This is a genomic window from Thiovibrio sp. Mzg5 (assembly GCF_055379285.1).
This window is the reverse complement of sequence record NZ_AP022872.1, coordinates 1,276,866-1,290,601: the sequence shown is the minus strand read 5'-3', so window position 1 is coordinate 1,290,601 and position 13,736 is coordinate 1,276,866. Positions and strand designations below refer to the sequence as shown.

The 13,736-nt window shown below is 56.2% G+C and carries 14 protein-coding genes and 1 tRNA gene; 7 read left to right on the top strand and 8 right to left on the bottom strand.

Features of this window, described 5'->3' with window-relative positions; translation table 11 throughout:
- Position 1: 1 nt before the first annotated feature.
- Positions 2-78 (bottom strand) — tRNA-His (locus ACZ46D_RS05800).
- Positions 79-167: 89 nt separating this feature from the next.
- A complete protein-coding gene (locus ACZ46D_RS05795) occupies positions 168-821 on the bottom strand; it encodes a zinc ribbon domain-containing protein (protein WP_464929091.1) in 654 nt (217 codons plus the stop codon).
- A gap of 611 nt (positions 822-1,432) precedes the next feature.
- Between ACZ46D_RS05795 and purM the strand changes: the two genes are divergently transcribed.
- The gene (gene purM, locus ACZ46D_RS05790; protein WP_464929090.1) at positions 1,433-2,491 is read left to right on the top strand and encodes a phosphoribosylformylglycinamidine cyclo-ligase; all 1,059 of its coding nucleotides are present in this window, start codon (positions 1,433-1,435) and stop codon (positions 2,489-2,491) included.
- 66 nt (positions 2,492-2,557) lie between these two features.
- Here purM and ACZ46D_RS05785 read toward each other — a convergent pair whose 3' ends face one another.
- On the bottom strand, positions 2,558-3,052 hold the full coding sequence (locus ACZ46D_RS05785; RefSeq protein WP_464929089.1) for a MogA/MoaB family molybdenum cofactor biosynthesis protein: 495 nt from the start codon (positions 3,050-3,052) through the stop codon (positions 2,558-2,560).
- A gap of 316 nt (positions 3,053-3,368) precedes the next feature.
- On the opposite strand from ACZ46D_RS05785, the gene murJ reads away from it, so the two are divergent.
- Positions 3,369-4,961 (top strand): murein biosynthesis integral membrane protein MurJ, encoded by a 1,593-nt coding sequence (gene murJ, locus ACZ46D_RS05780; protein ID WP_464929088.1) that lies wholly within the window; start codon positions 3,369-3,371, stop codon positions 4,959-4,961.
- A 15-nt stretch (positions 4,962-4,976) separates the two neighbouring features.
- On the opposite strand, the gene ACZ46D_RS05775 is transcribed toward murJ, so the two are convergent.
- Complete coding sequence (locus ACZ46D_RS05775) at positions 4,977-5,714, bottom strand: 16S rRNA (uracil(1498)-N(3))-methyltransferase (RefSeq protein WP_464929087.1); 738 nt, start codon at positions 5,712-5,714, stop codon at positions 4,977-4,979.
- 1 nt (position 5,715) lies between these two features.
- Here ACZ46D_RS05775 and ACZ46D_RS05770 point away from each other — a divergent pair, with 1 nt between their 5' ends.
- The 5 genes from ACZ46D_RS05770 to ACZ46D_RS05750 all read left to right on the top strand — a co-directional run bounded on the left by ACZ46D_RS05770 (position 5,716) and on the right by ACZ46D_RS05750 (position 11,299).
- Complete coding sequence (locus ACZ46D_RS05770; protein WP_464929086.1) at positions 5,716-7,023, top strand: 3-deoxy-D-manno-octulosonic acid transferase; 1,308 nt, start codon at positions 5,716-5,718, stop codon at positions 7,021-7,023.
- A complete protein-coding gene (gene lpxK / locus ACZ46D_RS05765; RefSeq protein ID WP_464929085.1) occupies positions 7,020-8,081 on the top strand; it encodes a tetraacyldisaccharide 4'-kinase in 1,062 nt (353 codons plus the stop codon). Before ACZ46D_RS05770 ends, lpxK begins: the two co-directional genes overlap by 4 nt.
- 240 nt (positions 8,082-8,321) lie before the next feature.
- Complete coding sequence (gene lpxC / locus ACZ46D_RS05760; protein ID WP_464929084.1) at positions 8,322-9,305, top strand: UDP-3-O-acyl-N-acetylglucosamine deacetylase; 984 nt, start codon at positions 8,322-8,324, stop codon at positions 9,303-9,305.
- Between the two features lie 203 nt (positions 9,306-9,508).
- Complete coding sequence (gene proC, locus ACZ46D_RS05755) at positions 9,509-10,354, top strand: pyrroline-5-carboxylate reductase (protein ID WP_464929083.1); 846 nt, start codon at positions 9,509-9,511, stop codon at positions 10,352-10,354.
- 105 nt (positions 10,355-10,459) lie between these two features.
- Positions 10,460-11,299: an NAD(+)/NADH kinase gene (locus ACZ46D_RS05750; RefSeq protein WP_464929082.1), complete on the top strand. Its 840-nt coding sequence runs from the start codon at positions 10,460-10,462 to the stop codon at positions 11,297-11,299.
- An 81-nt stretch (positions 11,300-11,380) separates the two neighbouring features.
- Here the strand turns inward: ACZ46D_RS05750 and ACZ46D_RS05745 are convergent, their stop codons facing one another.
- The 4 genes from ACZ46D_RS05745 to ACZ46D_RS05730 form a co-directional block, all read right to left on the bottom strand.
- Positions 11,381-11,770: a YtxH domain-containing protein gene (locus ACZ46D_RS05745; protein ID WP_464929081.1), complete on the bottom strand. Its 390-nt coding sequence runs from the start codon at positions 11,768-11,770 to the stop codon at positions 11,381-11,383.
- A complete protein-coding gene (locus ACZ46D_RS05740; protein WP_464929080.1) occupies positions 11,767-12,171 on the bottom strand; it encodes a DUF948 domain-containing protein in 405 nt (134 codons plus the stop codon). Before ACZ46D_RS05740 ends, ACZ46D_RS05745 begins: the two co-directional genes overlap by 4 nt.
- Before the next feature lie 125 nt (positions 12,172-12,296).
- Positions 12,297-12,839 carry a DUF1439 domain-containing protein gene (locus tag ACZ46D_RS05735; RefSeq protein WP_464929079.1) on the bottom strand — a complete coding sequence of 181 codons (543 nt, stop codon included), beginning with the start codon at positions 12,837-12,839 and terminating at the stop codon, positions 12,297-12,299.
- Between the two features lie 55 nt (positions 12,840-12,894).
- Entirely contained in the window at positions 12,895-13,719 is an 825-nt protein-coding gene (locus ACZ46D_RS05730) for an alpha/beta fold hydrolase (RefSeq protein ID WP_464929078.1), read from the bottom strand.
- Positions 13,720-13,736: the final 17 nt, after the last annotated feature.

The window sequence follows — 13,736 nt, the reverse complement described above, 5'->3', positions numbered from 1 at the left end:
GTGGGGTGAGCGATGGGACTTGAACCCACGACCTCCGAGGCCACAACCCGGTGCTACCACCAGCTGAGCTACGCTCACCATATGGGGGATATCCTCCCCGGAACCAACGCCCCCTATATAATCAATCGGTTTCTGTTTCGCAAGGGCAAAGTCGGGGAGGCAAGGGCTTATAGCTCTTTACTGCAGTGCTTGCACATCTTGGCCTGGGATTTGATGATCTCCATACAGTAGGGGCATTCCTTCCGGTGGTTGTTTTCCAGAAGCTGTTTTATGGACAGGTTGGCCTGCATCTCGATATCGCCATGGATGAACTTGTGGTTGCGGATCGGATCGATGCAGTCGAGGTTGTTCAGGTCTATCAGGAGTTCGCAGGCCCGTTTGCGCGCCGCGAGGTCAGCTGAGTTGTCAAGGACGAGACAGAGGGCTGGGGCGAGATTGTTTTCAGCCACGCAGCTATCCAGATCCCCGGTATTTGTTTTTTCCTTCCGGAAGCGCTCGCTTTGTTGCTGGAGGGCCGCAACATCAATTATCGACCCGGTAAAAGCATCGGCGCCGCCCACCATGATGGTCATGCCGGTGTCCTCTCCCGGAAGCAGCATGTAGCGGCAGGAAGCCTTGTGCCCATAGCGTTCCTCGAATTGCTCCCAGCTTTTGGCGAAGATGGAACAGTCATTGTTGAGGCAGATGAACAGAATATCCGATCCCCATCCCAGGCCATCGCCGATGTGGAATGGCGGAGCCTCGCAGCAGGAAAGTCGCTCCTTGCAATAGGGGCAGAAGTGTTCTTCGCTGGCAAGCCTGATGCATCGTTCGATGTCCATGGTGATATCCTCCGTAGGCGCATGGCCTCTGGTGTCAGTGAGGTGTGTTTACCGATTTACTGGCGCTCCTACCTGGGGCGCGATTGCTTTGCTGGTTCAGGAAGCAGGGGACGTGTCGTTGAGGGTGAAGACAAAAAAATACACGCCAAGGAGCAACAGGAACACAGCGAGGGAAACTCGGTATTTCATTAAAAACTTCATCACCGCAGAATAATGCACAATGAGAGGGAGGTCAACCGCGCAAGTGATTTTTCGCGATAACCGAGGATTGGCTGGGGTAGTGCAGGGCAATTCGTGGGTTGCGGTTGAAATGCGCTTGAGTTTATCCGGCTGAACAGAGTACACTTTGAGTCAAGGTGACGGGAACGCAGGAGAAACTCTTTATGTTCGTTCTTTGCGCAACCCTTGTGTTCTCAGGGGGTTACAGGAAAACTGGTTGACTTTTACGGGTATGGCAATTAAAGATGGTCTCGTAAAAAAAAGAAGAGTCAGGTGCCCACTGTTCCACAGGCTGATATTTTCTTGATGAGAAACATGAACGCACAGTACGGATTTTTCATTCGCTGCGTCTTTATTATAAGATTGAGAATTTGGGGTTATTGAAGAAGATTATGGCTAAGAAAGAGATTTCTCGTTATGCGGAGGCCGGGGTTGATATCGATAAGGGTAACGCCTTTATCGATGCCATTAAGCCAATCGTGGCCTCTACCTTTCGCCCCGGCGTACTTACCGGCATTGGCGGGTTTGGCGGGCTATTTGCCCTGGGTGGCGGCAAGTTCCAGGATCCGGTTCTGGTGTCGTCAACCGATGGAGTCGGCACCAAGCTGAAGATCGCCGAGATGTGCAACAAGCATGATACCATTGGCATCGATTTGGTGGCCATGTGCGTGAACGACATCATCGTCTGTGGTGCGCATCCGCTTTTCTTTCTGGATTATTTCGCCACCGGTGGACTTGATCTTGGGGTTGCCACCGACGTGGTCAAGGGGATCGCCAAGGGCTGCGAGATTTCCAAATGCTCCCTGATCGGCGGGGAAACGGCGGAGATGCCTGGCCTGTATCAGGCCGGAGACTATGACATCGCCGGGTTCGTGGTTGGGATCTGTGAGCGCGACAAGTTGATTGACGGCTCTGAGATCAGTGTTGGCGACAAATTGATCGGCCTTGCCTCAAGCGGGGTGCACAGCAACGGCTTTTCCCTGGTGCGTAAGGTCTGTTTCGAGGAGATGGGCCTCAGCGTCAATGACCGGATCGAGGAGTTCGGCTGTACCCTTGGCGAGGAATTGTTGCGCCCGACCAGAATCTACAGTGAAACCCTGCTGAATTTGGTGAAAAACTTCAAGGTGAAAGGGCTGGTTCACATAACCGGCGGCGGCATTATTGATAATATCCCGCGGGTCTTGCCCAATGGCTGCAAGGCGGTAATCAACAAGAAGGGCTGGCAGGTTCTTCCGGTTTTTGATTTTCTCCAGAAAAACGGCAAGATCTCAGCCCATGAGATGTGCCGCACCTTCAACTGCGGGATCGGCATGGTTGTGGTGGTTGATGCAAAACAGGTGGATGACTGTATGCAGCAACTGATTGCCTTGGGTGAGACCCCGTATCTGATCGGGGAGATTGACGCCATGAAGAAAAAGGATACCATGGCCGTTGAGGTTGATTGCGGCTGAGTTATTGTTTGTAAGGTTTTCTGTTCAAGGCTCACGGGTTTTCCGTGGGCCTTTTTTGTTGCCGCTTCAGCTCCCGCAGTCTTTGGTGCCACCTTGGATCTTATAGATGGCATGCTGTAAGGCGGGGAGCACGGCTTCCAGATTTTCCGTGGCCGCTTTTTTGCTGCCCGGAAGGTTGATGATCAGGCTGTTTTTCCTGATGCCGGCGATTCCTCGGGACAGGATGGCATTGGGAGTTTTTTGCAGGCTGGCCTGACGCATGGCCTCGCCGATGCCCGGGATTTCCCGGTCAAGAATTGCCCTGGTCGCCTCGGGGGTCAGATCGCTGGGGGAAACGCCGGTGCCGCCGGTACTCAGGATCAGGTCGATTTTTTTTTCATCCACCCAGGACCGGAGGGTTTCTTGGATTATGGCGAGCTCGTCCGGGACGATTTTATAGGCCACCACGGAAAATCCCTGTTCGCTGAGGATTGCTTGCAGCTGCGGGCCGCTGGTGTCTTCCCGCTCTCCGCGTGAGCCTTTGTCGCTGATGGTCAGTATGCCGCCGGTGTATGATGTCATGCGCTGTCTCCTTCAAACAGATGAGGTCCGTCTGCATATTAGTAGGAAAAATCCAATGAAGTCAAGCAGCTAATCGGAATGTCTGTTGTCTTCTCCCGGGCAACCTGCTATTTTGGTAACTGTCCAGCAGCACCACATCTGCTTTGTCATCGGCCTGCTCATGTGCACTAGCACACTTCGCAGACCTCTTTCGCGCATCTGTGGCACTGCTGAACATTTACCGATGGGGGATGGTCTGCTTTTTGGGGCTCGACCTGAGTAGTTCCCTGTTTGGATCGATAAAAATAGAGCCGTATTCGTTTTTGGGTGACTTTTAATGAAAAAACCCTCGCAGGACACAGGGAAAATAGCCAGATCGGCCGGAACAGTCGGGGTGGCCGTGATGTGCAGCCGTGTCCTGGGGCTGGTCCGAGAGCAGGTTTTTGCCACGTTTTTCGGGGCTGGCTTTGCCTTCGACGCATTTGTGGTGGCTTTTCGTATCCCCAACCTGCTGCGTGATCTCTTTGGCGAAGGGGCCTTGAGCGCCGCCTTTGTCACGGTTTTTTCCGACTATGAAACCAACAAGGGCGAAAAAGCGACTTGGGCCTTGGCGAGCAATGTCCTGGCTTTTGTCGCTATCCTGCTCAGCTGTCTCACTCTGTTGGGTGTGTTGTTTTCCGAGCAGATCGTTGGCTTCATGGTCGAAGCGGAGTTTGAGTCGATTCCCGGAAAAGTCGCGCTCACCACGCTTCTTTCGACGATCATGTTTCCCTTTCTCATCTTTATTTCCCTCTCCTCGGTGGTGATGGGGATTCTGAACACCAGGGGGCGTTTTTTCGTCCCGGCCCTGGCTGCGGGTTTTTTCAACCTGGGTTCGATCATTGGCGGCGTTGGCTTTGCCCTGCTCATGCCCCGGTTTGGCCAGCCGCCCATTGTTGGCATGGCCATCGGCACCCTGATTGGCGGTCTGCTCCAGCTCGCCTGCCAATTGCCTGCCTTGTTTCGGGCTGGATTCGTCTTTGTGCCGCAGCTTGACCTCCGCCATCCCGGCCTACGCCGCATCATGAAACTCATGGCCCCGGCGGTGATCGGCCTTGCGCCGTTACAGATCAATGTGCTGATCAACACCTATTTCGCCTCTTCCCTGGTCGAGGGAAGTCTTTCCTGGCTCAGTTACGCTTTTCGTCTGTTTTGGCTGCCGGTTGGTCTTTTCGGGGTTGCTCTCTCCACCGCGACCCTGCCGGTGATCGCCCGGTATGCAGCGCTCCGGGATATGGACCGGTTGCGGGAAACCTATGCCTCCTCGCTTACCTTGGCCTTTTCCCTGACCATTCCCGCCTCGGTGGGGTTGATCCTGCTGGGGGAACCCATAATCAGAGTTATCTTTCAGCACGGCAGCTTTGACAGCCTGGCCACCGCGAGAACCGCCGAGGCGCTGTCCTGTTATGCCGTGGGGCTTTTTGCCTATTCGTCGGTCAAGATCATGGTCCCGGTATTTTATGCCCTGGACGAGACCCGGTATCCGGTGCTGGGCAGCTTTCTGACCATGGCGGTTAATGTATTCCTGGTCTGGCTTACCATCGGTTTCTTGCAGCACAAGGCCCTTGCCCTGTCCATCTCCTGCGCCATGATCCTGAATTTTCTTTTCCTGAGCACGGTACTGTACAAAAAGCTTGCCGGGTATTCCCTGCGCTATCTTTTTTCCGGGCTGGGCAGGGTTCTCTGCGCTTCGCTGGCCATGGCCCTCTGTTTGTTCGGGGTGCAATATCTTCTCGCCCCTCTTGCTCTGTCCGGTTTTCTGGGCAGCGTGGTTGCGCTTGCCGTGGCTATTGCTACGGGGGGGGTGGTCTACGGAGTGACGCTCTATGCCTTGGGGTTCAAGGAGTTGACCGTGCTGGTGGAGAGGGTTCGCCAGCGTTTTGGCTGGTGAGGATGATTTCTGGCTCTAGGCAAGCTGGCGCAGCAGGCTGAGCTGAGCCAGCAGGGCCGGGACCGCGGTATCGACCCGGAGGATGCGGGGGCCGAGGCTAAAGGGGATAAAGCCTTGCTCCTTGAAGCGTTGCACCTCAAAATCAACCCAGCCCCCCTCCGGGCCGATGGCAAGGACCACCCGTTGGGCCAACAGACCCCCGGCCGCCTGAGCCATGGTTTGCTCTCCTTCCGGATGGGCGAGAAGCCGGATCGGGCAATCGCTGAGCAGTTCGGGCAGGAAGTCTTCCACGAATGGCCGGAAGCGGGTATGGACGGAGATCTCCGGCATCTTGGTGTCAATGGCCTGCTCAAGCCCAAGGCACAGCGGTTCGGTAAAGGCGTTGCTCTGGATGAGGGTGGAGCTGAAAAAACTTTTTTCAACCCGGTTGGCGTTTATCAGGAAGATTCGGTTCACCCCCATGGAAACCGCCTGGGCCAAGACCCGTTTCAGCATGATCGGGCGAGGCACGGCCAAGATCAGATCGGTGGGGGGGAAGGTCGGCGGTTCGGTGGTGAGATGCACCTCAAGTACAATGCTGTTATTGTCCATCTCTTGGATGCAGCCGGTGCCGAGCAGGCCGCCCAGCATGCCGACCCGGACGCTGTCCCCGATGGTGGCGCGAAGGATTTTGCGGATGTGGTCGGCGCGGCGTCCGGTCAGGGTGACGTGGTGATCGGTCAGTTCCTGCGGATGGAGTAAAATCAGGTTCATAATGGATATGGTTCCAGCTTTTTTTTACAATCTGTTTTTGACGGTGGGGGTGATTGTATTCGCTCCGATTCTTTTCGTCAAAGTTATACTGACGCCCAAGTACCGCAGCCGTTCCGCTCAGCGGCTGGGGTTCGCCCTTGGGGAAAGCTCCGGTGGTTTCAGTGCGGATAGGCCCCGCATCTGGGTGCATGCCCTGTCCGTGGGCGAGGTGGCTTCCGCCCGGAATCTGGTGCAGGAGTTGCGGCGGAACTATCCCCAGGGGATCATTATTTTTTCTTCGGCCACCAGGGCCGGGGAGTCTTTTGCCCGTTCTGTCCTGGGGGAAGATGTCGATTACTTCGTCCCCTTTCCCTTTGATCTGCTCTGGAGCGTAAAACGGCTGGTTTCCTGGGCACGGCCCGATCTTTTTGTTCTGGTGGAGACCGATTTCTGGCCGAACTTCTTAAGGGAACTCAATCGGCTGGGCATCCCTTCTCTTTTGGTCAATGGCCGGGTCTCGGAAAGCTCGCTGACCAGGTACCGCAGGTTCCGCTGGTTTTTCAGGCCGCTTTTCAATTCTTTCCAAGTCCTAGCCATGCAGACGGAGCAGGATGCTGTCAGTATGCGGCAATTGGGGGTTGACCCCGTGCGTCTGGCGGTTCTGGGGAACCTGAAATACGACGCGGCCCTGTCTGGAGGCGCCGTCAAGGCAGGACTTGACCGGACCGCCTTGCACATTCCGGAGCAGGCCCTGGTTTGGGTGGCGGGCAGCACCCACCGCGGCGAGGAAGAGATTATCTTCGATGTGTTCCAAAAGCTTACCCGAACCTGTGCCAATCTTTTTTTAGTGTTGGCCCCCCGGAATGTGGAGCGGGGTGCCGAGCTTGCAGCCATGGCGCTCAGGCACGGTCTTTCGGCCTTTCGCCGTTCGCTCGGGGGAGTGGGGGAGGGCTCGGTGTTGATTCTCGATACCCTGGGGGAATTGGCCTCGGTATACGCTTTGTGTGATGTGGCTTTTATCGGAGGCAGTCTGGTGCCTCAGCGGGGCCATAACCCGCTTGAACCCGCCGTGTATGGGAAACCGGTGTTGTTCGGGCCGTGCATGGAGGATTTTGCCGAAATCAGCCACGATCTTTTGGCTGTGGGCGGGGCGAGGCAGGTTCACGATGCAGAGGAGCTTCGCGCTGACCTTTCCCTGCTGTTGGCCGAGCCTGCAAATCGGGAGCGGGCAGGGCGCCAGGCGCAGGAGTTGATTACCGCCAGGCGTGGAGTCACCGAGGCGCATATCGCCCTGATCCGCAGTGCGCTGGCGCGGGAGGAGAAAGGATGAAGCAACTGCTTGCCGTCCTGTTTTTGATCGGGCGCCTTTTTTCACCGATGTACAGCCTGGTCATGGTGCTGCGCGCCTTTCTCTACCGAAAAAATATCTTTTTAAAATCCCAGCGGCTGTCGGTGCCGGTCATCAGCATCGGCAATCTCACCCTGGGAGGCACCGGAAAAACGCCCATGGTGCGCTATGTGACCCGCTTGCTCCTGGACAGGGGGCTTCGGCCGGCCATTGTCAGTCGCGGCTACGGTGGCAAGGCCACCGGCAAGGTGAATATCGTTTCCGATGGCGCAAAGATCCTGCTTACGCCGGATATGGCCGGGGATGAGCCTTTCATGTTGGCCGAGGCGTTGCCTGGGGTTCCGGTCCTGACCGGTCCTGAAAGAGCGCCGGTTGCAAGCCATGCCATCCTGAAATTTGGCGTGAACCTGGTCGTCATGGATGATGGCTTTCAGCATCTTGCCGTGCAGCGTGATCTTGACCTGGTGCTCTTCAGTGCCAGGACGCTTCTTGGCAATGGCCGGGTTTTTCCAGGAGGGCCATTGCGGGAGCCGGTCTCCGCCCTGAGGCGGGCCCACGGCTTTGTCATTACCGGGGTTGATAGCGGCAATCGGGCCAAGGTGGAGGATTTTCAACGGTGGCTGCAGGGATCTTTTCCGGAACAGCCTGTGTTTGCGGGAGAATATTTGCCTGCCGGAATCTGGCACAGCAGGCAGGGCAAGGTGTGTACCCTTGCCGAGGCGCGGGAAATACCCGTGTTCGCCTTTGCCGGGATCGCCAACCCGGACTCCTTCCGTCAGACCCTGCGGCAGGAGGAGTTTTCTCTTGCCGGATTTAAGGAGTTCAAAGACCATCATTGTTATACGGCGCAGGATGTCGCGGCCCTTGTCGCCGTAGCCCGAGCAAACGGGGCCCAGGCGCTAATCACCACGGAAAAGGATTTTGTCAAGCTCCGCCCCTTTTTCGGGGAATTTCCCATCTTGGCCTTGACCATCGAACTTCGTATGGACCAGGGTTTTGATCTGTTCATGGCTGGTCGGCTCGGTGAGCCGCCCCTGTAATTGCCGCGAAAAAAATACAATCCCGGAGAAGCCAGGTATTCCGGGGTGTGGTTTTTTTGCAACAGTCTGTTTGCCCTCTGCATTTCTCCGTTTGTGGTCAACCTGTGTAACATCCCGAAAACAAATGATTTTATCATTTTTTCATCCAATGTGGCTGTGGTGGTCTGTTTTTTGCATTTGAACCATATGGTTTCGTTATCGTTGTGAAATACACACAGACAGAAAAAGAGTGTTCACTATATGGATTCATTACAGCACACCATAAAAAGGCCGGTAAGCTTCGCTGGAATTGGTCTTCATTCCGGCAAGGTTGCCACCCTCTCCATTCTGCCCGGCGAGGAGAACAGCGGAATTCGTTTTGTCCGCAGTGATCTGCCGCAGGCTGCACCGACCCCGGCTTTCATGGATCGGATCGTCGACACTCGGCTTGCCACCACCATCGCCACCGAGGATGAGGCGATGATCTCCACCACGGAACATCTGCTCGCCGCGCTTTTCGGCATGGGCATCGATAACGCGGTGGTCGAGTTGGATGGGCCTGAGGTGCCCATCATGGATGGCAGTGCCGGCCCCTTTGTTCATGTGCTGAAAAGGGTGGGTCGCCGTCGGCAGAACGCCTGCAAGTGGATGCTCAAGGTCAACAAGGAAATTTCCTATTCCGAGGGTGATTCCTTTGTGAAGATTTTGCCCTATGATGGGTTCAAGGTCACCTGCGAGATTGAGTTCAACCACCACCTGATCAGAAAGCAGATTTTCTCCAGTGAGCTGACCCCGCAGAAATTCGCCCAGGAGGTTGCCGGGGCCAGAACCTTCGGTTTTCTGGATCAGGTCGAGAAACTCAGGCAGAATGGTCTTGCCCTGGGCGGTTCCCTGGAAAACGCTGTGGTCATCGACGATGATTGCATAGTCAATGCCGAGGGGTTGCGTTTTGCCGATGAGTTCGCCAGGCACAAGGCCCTGGACGTGATCGGCGATTTGGCGCTGCTGGGCTTCCCTCTGCTTGGTCATGTCGTGACCAGGAAATCAGGGCATGGGCATCATTTTTCCTTGATGAAGCAGCTTGCCGCTCAGCCTGAGCGGTGGGACCTGATCGCCTATGAGGAAGAAGGGGGCAACCGGGTCCTGGAAAAGGTGGTCTTGAGCACCAAGGAGGCTGGCGACAAGCTGTTGTCCTATCTGCTGCCGCCCAGCATCGCCCTTGCCGGACAGCCCTGTTTTGCCTGAACGACCTCGCCTCTCCTGAGAGGAACGACCCGCAGATGTTGCAAAACTCTGCGGGTTTTTTTACGCCCAGCAGTTGTCGGGTGTTTCCTCGAATCCTGCTTGCAATGGCAGGGGAAATTGGTACGATGCAGCATTCTCAGTATTGTTGATCCAATTGGTCGGGTTTTTTCACCTCCGACCTGACTAACCATGAGGAGCAGGGTATGGGTTTTTCAGGAAAACTTGGCTTTATCGGCGGGGGGTTGATGGCCGAAGCCCTGATCAAGGGCATAACCGGGGCCGGGCTTGTCGAAGCCGGACAGATTCTGGTCGCCGATCCCAGCAGTGACCGGCAGGCCTTGTTGCAGAAAGAGTATAAGGTTGCCGCTGTTTCAGAGGCCACTGCTGTCTGGGCGGAATGCAAGGTTGTTATTCTCGCGGTCAAGCCGCAGGTGATAGGCGCAGTCCTCAGCGATTCTCGGGAGAAGATCCAGGCCGATCATCTGATTGTCTCCATCGCCGCAGGTATTCCCTTGGCCGTGTTGGAAGGCGCGGTTTCCGGGCGTGGCTGCCGGGTTATCCGGGTGATGCCCAATACCCCGGCTATCGTGCTCAAGGGCGCCTCTGCCCTGAGCCCTGGTCAAGGGGTGACTCCCGAGGATCTGGCCGTGGCCACCAGCATCTTCGATGCGGTCGGCGTCAGCTTTGTTCTGGATGAGACCTATCTCGACGCGGTTACCGGTTTGAGCGGCAGCGGCCCGGCTTATGTGTTCACCTTTATCGAAGCCTTGGTCGACGCCGGGGTAAAAGTGGGTTTGGCTCGGCCCGTGGCCCAGAGCCTTGCTCTGCAAACGGTGCTGGGCTCCGTTCTGCTGGCACTGGACGGGAACAAACATCCCGCCGAGTTGCGGGCCATGGTGACTTCACCGGGTGGCACAACCATTGCCGGGCTGCATGAGCTTGAAAAGGGGGCTTTCCGGGCGTTGGTAACCAACGCGGTGGAGGCCGCCACCAACCGCTCCTGCGAACTTGGTCGGCTCGTGCTCTCCAGCACCAGTAAGCCTTCGTAACAAAAATAACCTTGCCGTCTGGCTGGAAAGAACGGCATAAGAAGCCGTAATGGAACAGTGCTGATAAGCTATTCCGTAACGGCTCCTCAATAAATTGGGATTGTAATGGAAATCCGTAAGGTTGGGATCATCTGCAAAAAGGATTCGTCCGCCGCTCTGGGCATGAGCAGAGAACTGCTCCCCTGGCTGGCTGAGCGGGGTATTGCTGCCGCAGTGGATACCATTGCCGATGATATGGACCTGCTTATCATTTTGGGCGGGGACGGCACCCTGCTCCATGTCGCGGACCAGGCAAGCCGATTGCAAGTGCCGGTGGTCGGGGTGAACCTCGGCGATCTCGGGTTTCTGACTGAAGTGGCGGTCAGCGAGCGCTATGAGGTTTTGGAAAGGATTCTGGCCGGGCAGGTCGTTGTTGAGGAAAGATTGATGCTCAAAGCCAGGCTTCATCACGGCAACGAGACGGCTGACTGGCGCTATGGTCTGAACGATGTCGTGGTCAGCAAGGGCAGCGCTGACCGGCTTGCCCAGCTGAGCACCTGGGCCGATCAGGAGTACATCACAACCTACCGGGCGGATGGCCTGATCTTTTCCACGCCCACTGGTTCCACCGCCTACAACCTTTCCGCAGGCGGACCCATCGTCAATCCGGCCTTGCAAGCCATCCTGGTAACGCCGATCTGCCCGTTCATGCTGGAAAGCCGTCCGGTGCTGCTGCCTGCCACGGTTTGTCTTACCACCCGGCTTGCCGAGCAGGCCAACGGGGTGAAGATCATTGTCGACGGCCAGCCTGCCTGGGAAATGTCGGCCGGCGACACCCTGGAGGTGATGGCCTCGGAAAGGCCCCTGCGGCTTATCTGTTCTCCCCAGAAGGATTATTTCGAAATTCTGCGCAACAAGTTGAATTGGGGCGGGCGGGCAGGCGAGGTGGGAAAAAACAAGCGGTGATGGGTGTATCTTGCGATGCCAAAAAAAGGAGGCCCCCAACAAGGAGGCCTCCTTTTTTAGTTGTAAAGCTCTTGGTTGAAGCTAATCCTTTTCTTCCAGCTTGTGGGCCAGGGCTTCCCGTTCTTCCTGCATGGCGATCTTTCCGGCCTCAATGGCTTCGCTGAGGGTTCTTTTTTTCTCGTCGAGAAATTCCTTCCCTTGTGCGGCCAGGTCCGTGCCTCTGCTGATGAGTTCTTTCCCCTTGGCGATCATCTCCTTGCTCCGCTCAATGGCGGTTTCTTTGTATTCCTGGAAATCATCGGGCAAGGTCTTGGCTCTTTCCCTCAGCTCGGCCCCATAGTCGGCCAGCATCTCCCGGGTTTCCTGGCCGCTCTTCGGAGCGGTCAATAGGGCAATGGCTGCGCCGACAACGGTACCGGCCAGGAAGGCCAACACTGCCGTGCTGGAATTGTCGCAATTGTCTCTGCTCATATCAGTTCTCCTTTTTTTGGTGTCTGCCACGATCGTTTGAGGAAATGTGAGAAGGCCATAATCCCGGCGCTGAAACCGCCTAATTGGGTGATGAAGGGGCTTATTGTTTCCTTGAGCATGGTGGTGGTGGTGAGCAGGATGTCTGCCGATTTCTGGGCGGTGTAGATGACTGCATCCGTCTTCTCCAGTTTGTCGCTTAAGGAAATGGAGAGAATTTGGATTTCGTTGGCTGCCTCGGTCAGGGACCGGCACAGCGGGTCCACGTGCGTGTTCAAGGTCTCGATAAAGACCTCGGTTTTCTGCAAGGTGCGCCGGAACTGCAGAAAGGTTGGGACCAGGGCGAGAGCAATGGCAAAAAGGCTTACGGCGCTGAGCAGGGAGAAAAAATCTAATAAAGTCAATTCCGTTACTCCTGTGTGAGCCAAGGATATAGGTAAAACATCATATTATTATAATAGAGGGGTTTCCTCAGGGCTGCAAGGGAAAAGCCATTGGTTTGGCCAAGACCGGTCAGGCGCCTCCCTGTTTATCTTGACAGAGAAAAAGTCGCCCGCAGTTTCCCTCCGTGCACCTGCACCTCTTGCAGGGTATAGGCGGCGGTGATTTCCTTGAGATTCCTGCCCTTGAGCTCATAGATAGGACGTTTGGCAAGTTCCTGTCGAGCGATGGATTCGATGGCTGTTCGGGCTTTGTCTTGCAGCTCGGGCGTGAGTTCCGGCAGGTCCAACCGTTCCACCGTGGCCTGATCGAGATAGAATGATTTCGCTTCCGCATCGTAACGCGGCGTCGCCGCGACTGCCAGATATCCGGAGATAGGCTTGAGAAAGGGAATGTTCAGCTCGACCCGTGTATTGATTCCGATCTGATTTGCGCCCTCGGACAGAAAAATCTCGGGCTCACTGAGAGCGACATTGAGAACCAACCAGTTTTTGGTGATGGGAAACCGGGGGGCAACGCGAGCCTGAATCTCATCGCGGGTAAGGGTCACCACCATGTCGTCGGATTTGCACCCAACAATCGTGGTAAGAAAGGCGAGTGCCATGATCAACCAGATTTTCGAATTACGCATGTATAAAGGCTCACCGGTCAGATGCTTTGTGGGAGGGGAGGCCAGAGTTCGGAGTCTACAGCACCCGAAGGAATGCAAGCAGATCGGCATTGATCTGGTCTTTATGGGTAGAGCACATGCCGTGCGGCAAGCCAGGATAGACTTTCAGCGTGGCCCCTTTGACGATCTTGGCCGAGAGCATGGCCGAGGCGCCGATCGGCACGATTTGGTCGTCGTCGCCGTGCATGATGAGCGTCGGGACGTCGAATTTTTTGAGGTCTTCCGTGAAATCCGTTTCGGAAAAGGCCTTGATGCAATCGATGACGCCTTTGAACCCGGCCTGCATCCCTTGCAGCCAGAACGAGTCCCGCAGTCCTTGCGAGACCTTGGCGTTCGGTCTGTTGGTGCCGTAGAACGGCACGGTGAGATCTTTAAAGAACTGCGAGCGATCGGCGAGCACGCCAGCGCGGATTTGCTCGAAGGCGTCGAGCGGCAAGCCCTTGGGATTGGCGGCCGTCTTGAGCATCAGCGGCGTTACCGAGCCGATCAGCACGGCCTTGGCCACCCGGTTGGTGCTGTGGCGACCGATATAACGGGCCACTTCGCCGCCGCCCGTGGAGTGCCCGACATGGATCGCATTCTTCAGGTCGAGCTTTTTCACCAGCGTAGCGAGATCGTCGGCGTAGGTGTCCATTTCGTTGCCATCCCAAGGTTGGCCCGATCGCCCATGGCCGCGGCGGTCATGGGCGATGCAGCGATACCCATGGGTGCCCAAAAACAGCATTTGATCTTCCCAGGCGTCCGCGCTCAGCGGCCAGCCATGGCTGAAGACCACGGGCTGTCCACTGCCCCAGTCCTTGTAATAGATCTGCGTGCCGTCTTGCGTCGTGATCGTGTTCATCGCTTGCCTCCTTCAGT

Excerpts from the sequence above, each read along its gene's own strand:
- ACZ46D_RS05795 (WP_464929091.1), bottom strand. The coding sequence starts at position 821 with ATGGACATCGAACGATGCATCAGGCTTGCCAGCGAAGAACACTTCTGC.
- ACZ46D_RS05730 (WP_464929078.1), bottom strand. The coding sequence starts at position 13,719 with ATGAACACGATCACGACGCAAGACGGCACGCAGATCTATTACAAGGAC.
- purM (WP_464929090.1), top strand. The coding sequence starts at position 1,433 with ATGGCTAAGAAAGAGATTTCTCGTTATGCGGAGGCCGGGGTTGATATC.
- ACZ46D_RS05750 (WP_464929082.1), top strand. The coding sequence starts at position 10,460 with ATGGAAATCCGTAAGGTTGGGATCATCTGCAAAAAGGATTCGTCCGCC.
- ACZ46D_RS05770 (WP_464929086.1), top strand. The coding sequence starts at position 5,716 with ATGGATATGGTTCCAGCTTTTTTTTACAATCTGTTTTTGACGGTGGGG.
- ACZ46D_RS05775 (WP_464929087.1), bottom strand. The coding sequence starts at position 5,714 with ATGAACCTGATTTTACTCCATCCGCAGGAACTGACCGATCACCACGTC.
- lpxC (WP_464929084.1), top strand. The coding sequence starts at position 8,322 with ATGGATTCATTACAGCACACCATAAAAAGGCCGGTAAGCTTCGCTGGA.
- ACZ46D_RS05785 (WP_464929089.1), bottom strand. The coding sequence starts at position 3,052 with ATGACATCATACACCGGCGGCATACTGACCATCAGCGACAAAGGCTCA.
- lpxK (WP_464929085.1), top strand. The coding sequence starts at position 7,020 with ATGAAGCAACTGCTTGCCGTCCTGTTTTTGATCGGGCGCCTTTTTTCA.
- ACZ46D_RS05735 (WP_464929079.1), bottom strand. The coding sequence starts at position 12,839 with ATGCGTAATTCGAAAATCTGGTTGATCATGGCACTCGCCTTTCTTACC.
- ACZ46D_RS05745 (WP_464929081.1), bottom strand. The coding sequence starts at position 11,770 with ATGAGCAGAGACAATTGCGACAATTCCAGCACGGCAGTGTTGGCCTTC.
- proC (WP_464929083.1), top strand. The coding sequence starts at position 9,509 with ATGGGTTTTTCAGGAAAACTTGGCTTTATCGGCGGGGGGTTGATGGCC.
- murJ (WP_464929088.1), top strand. The coding sequence starts at position 3,369 with ATGAAAAAACCCTCGCAGGACACAGGGAAAATAGCCAGATCGGCCGGA.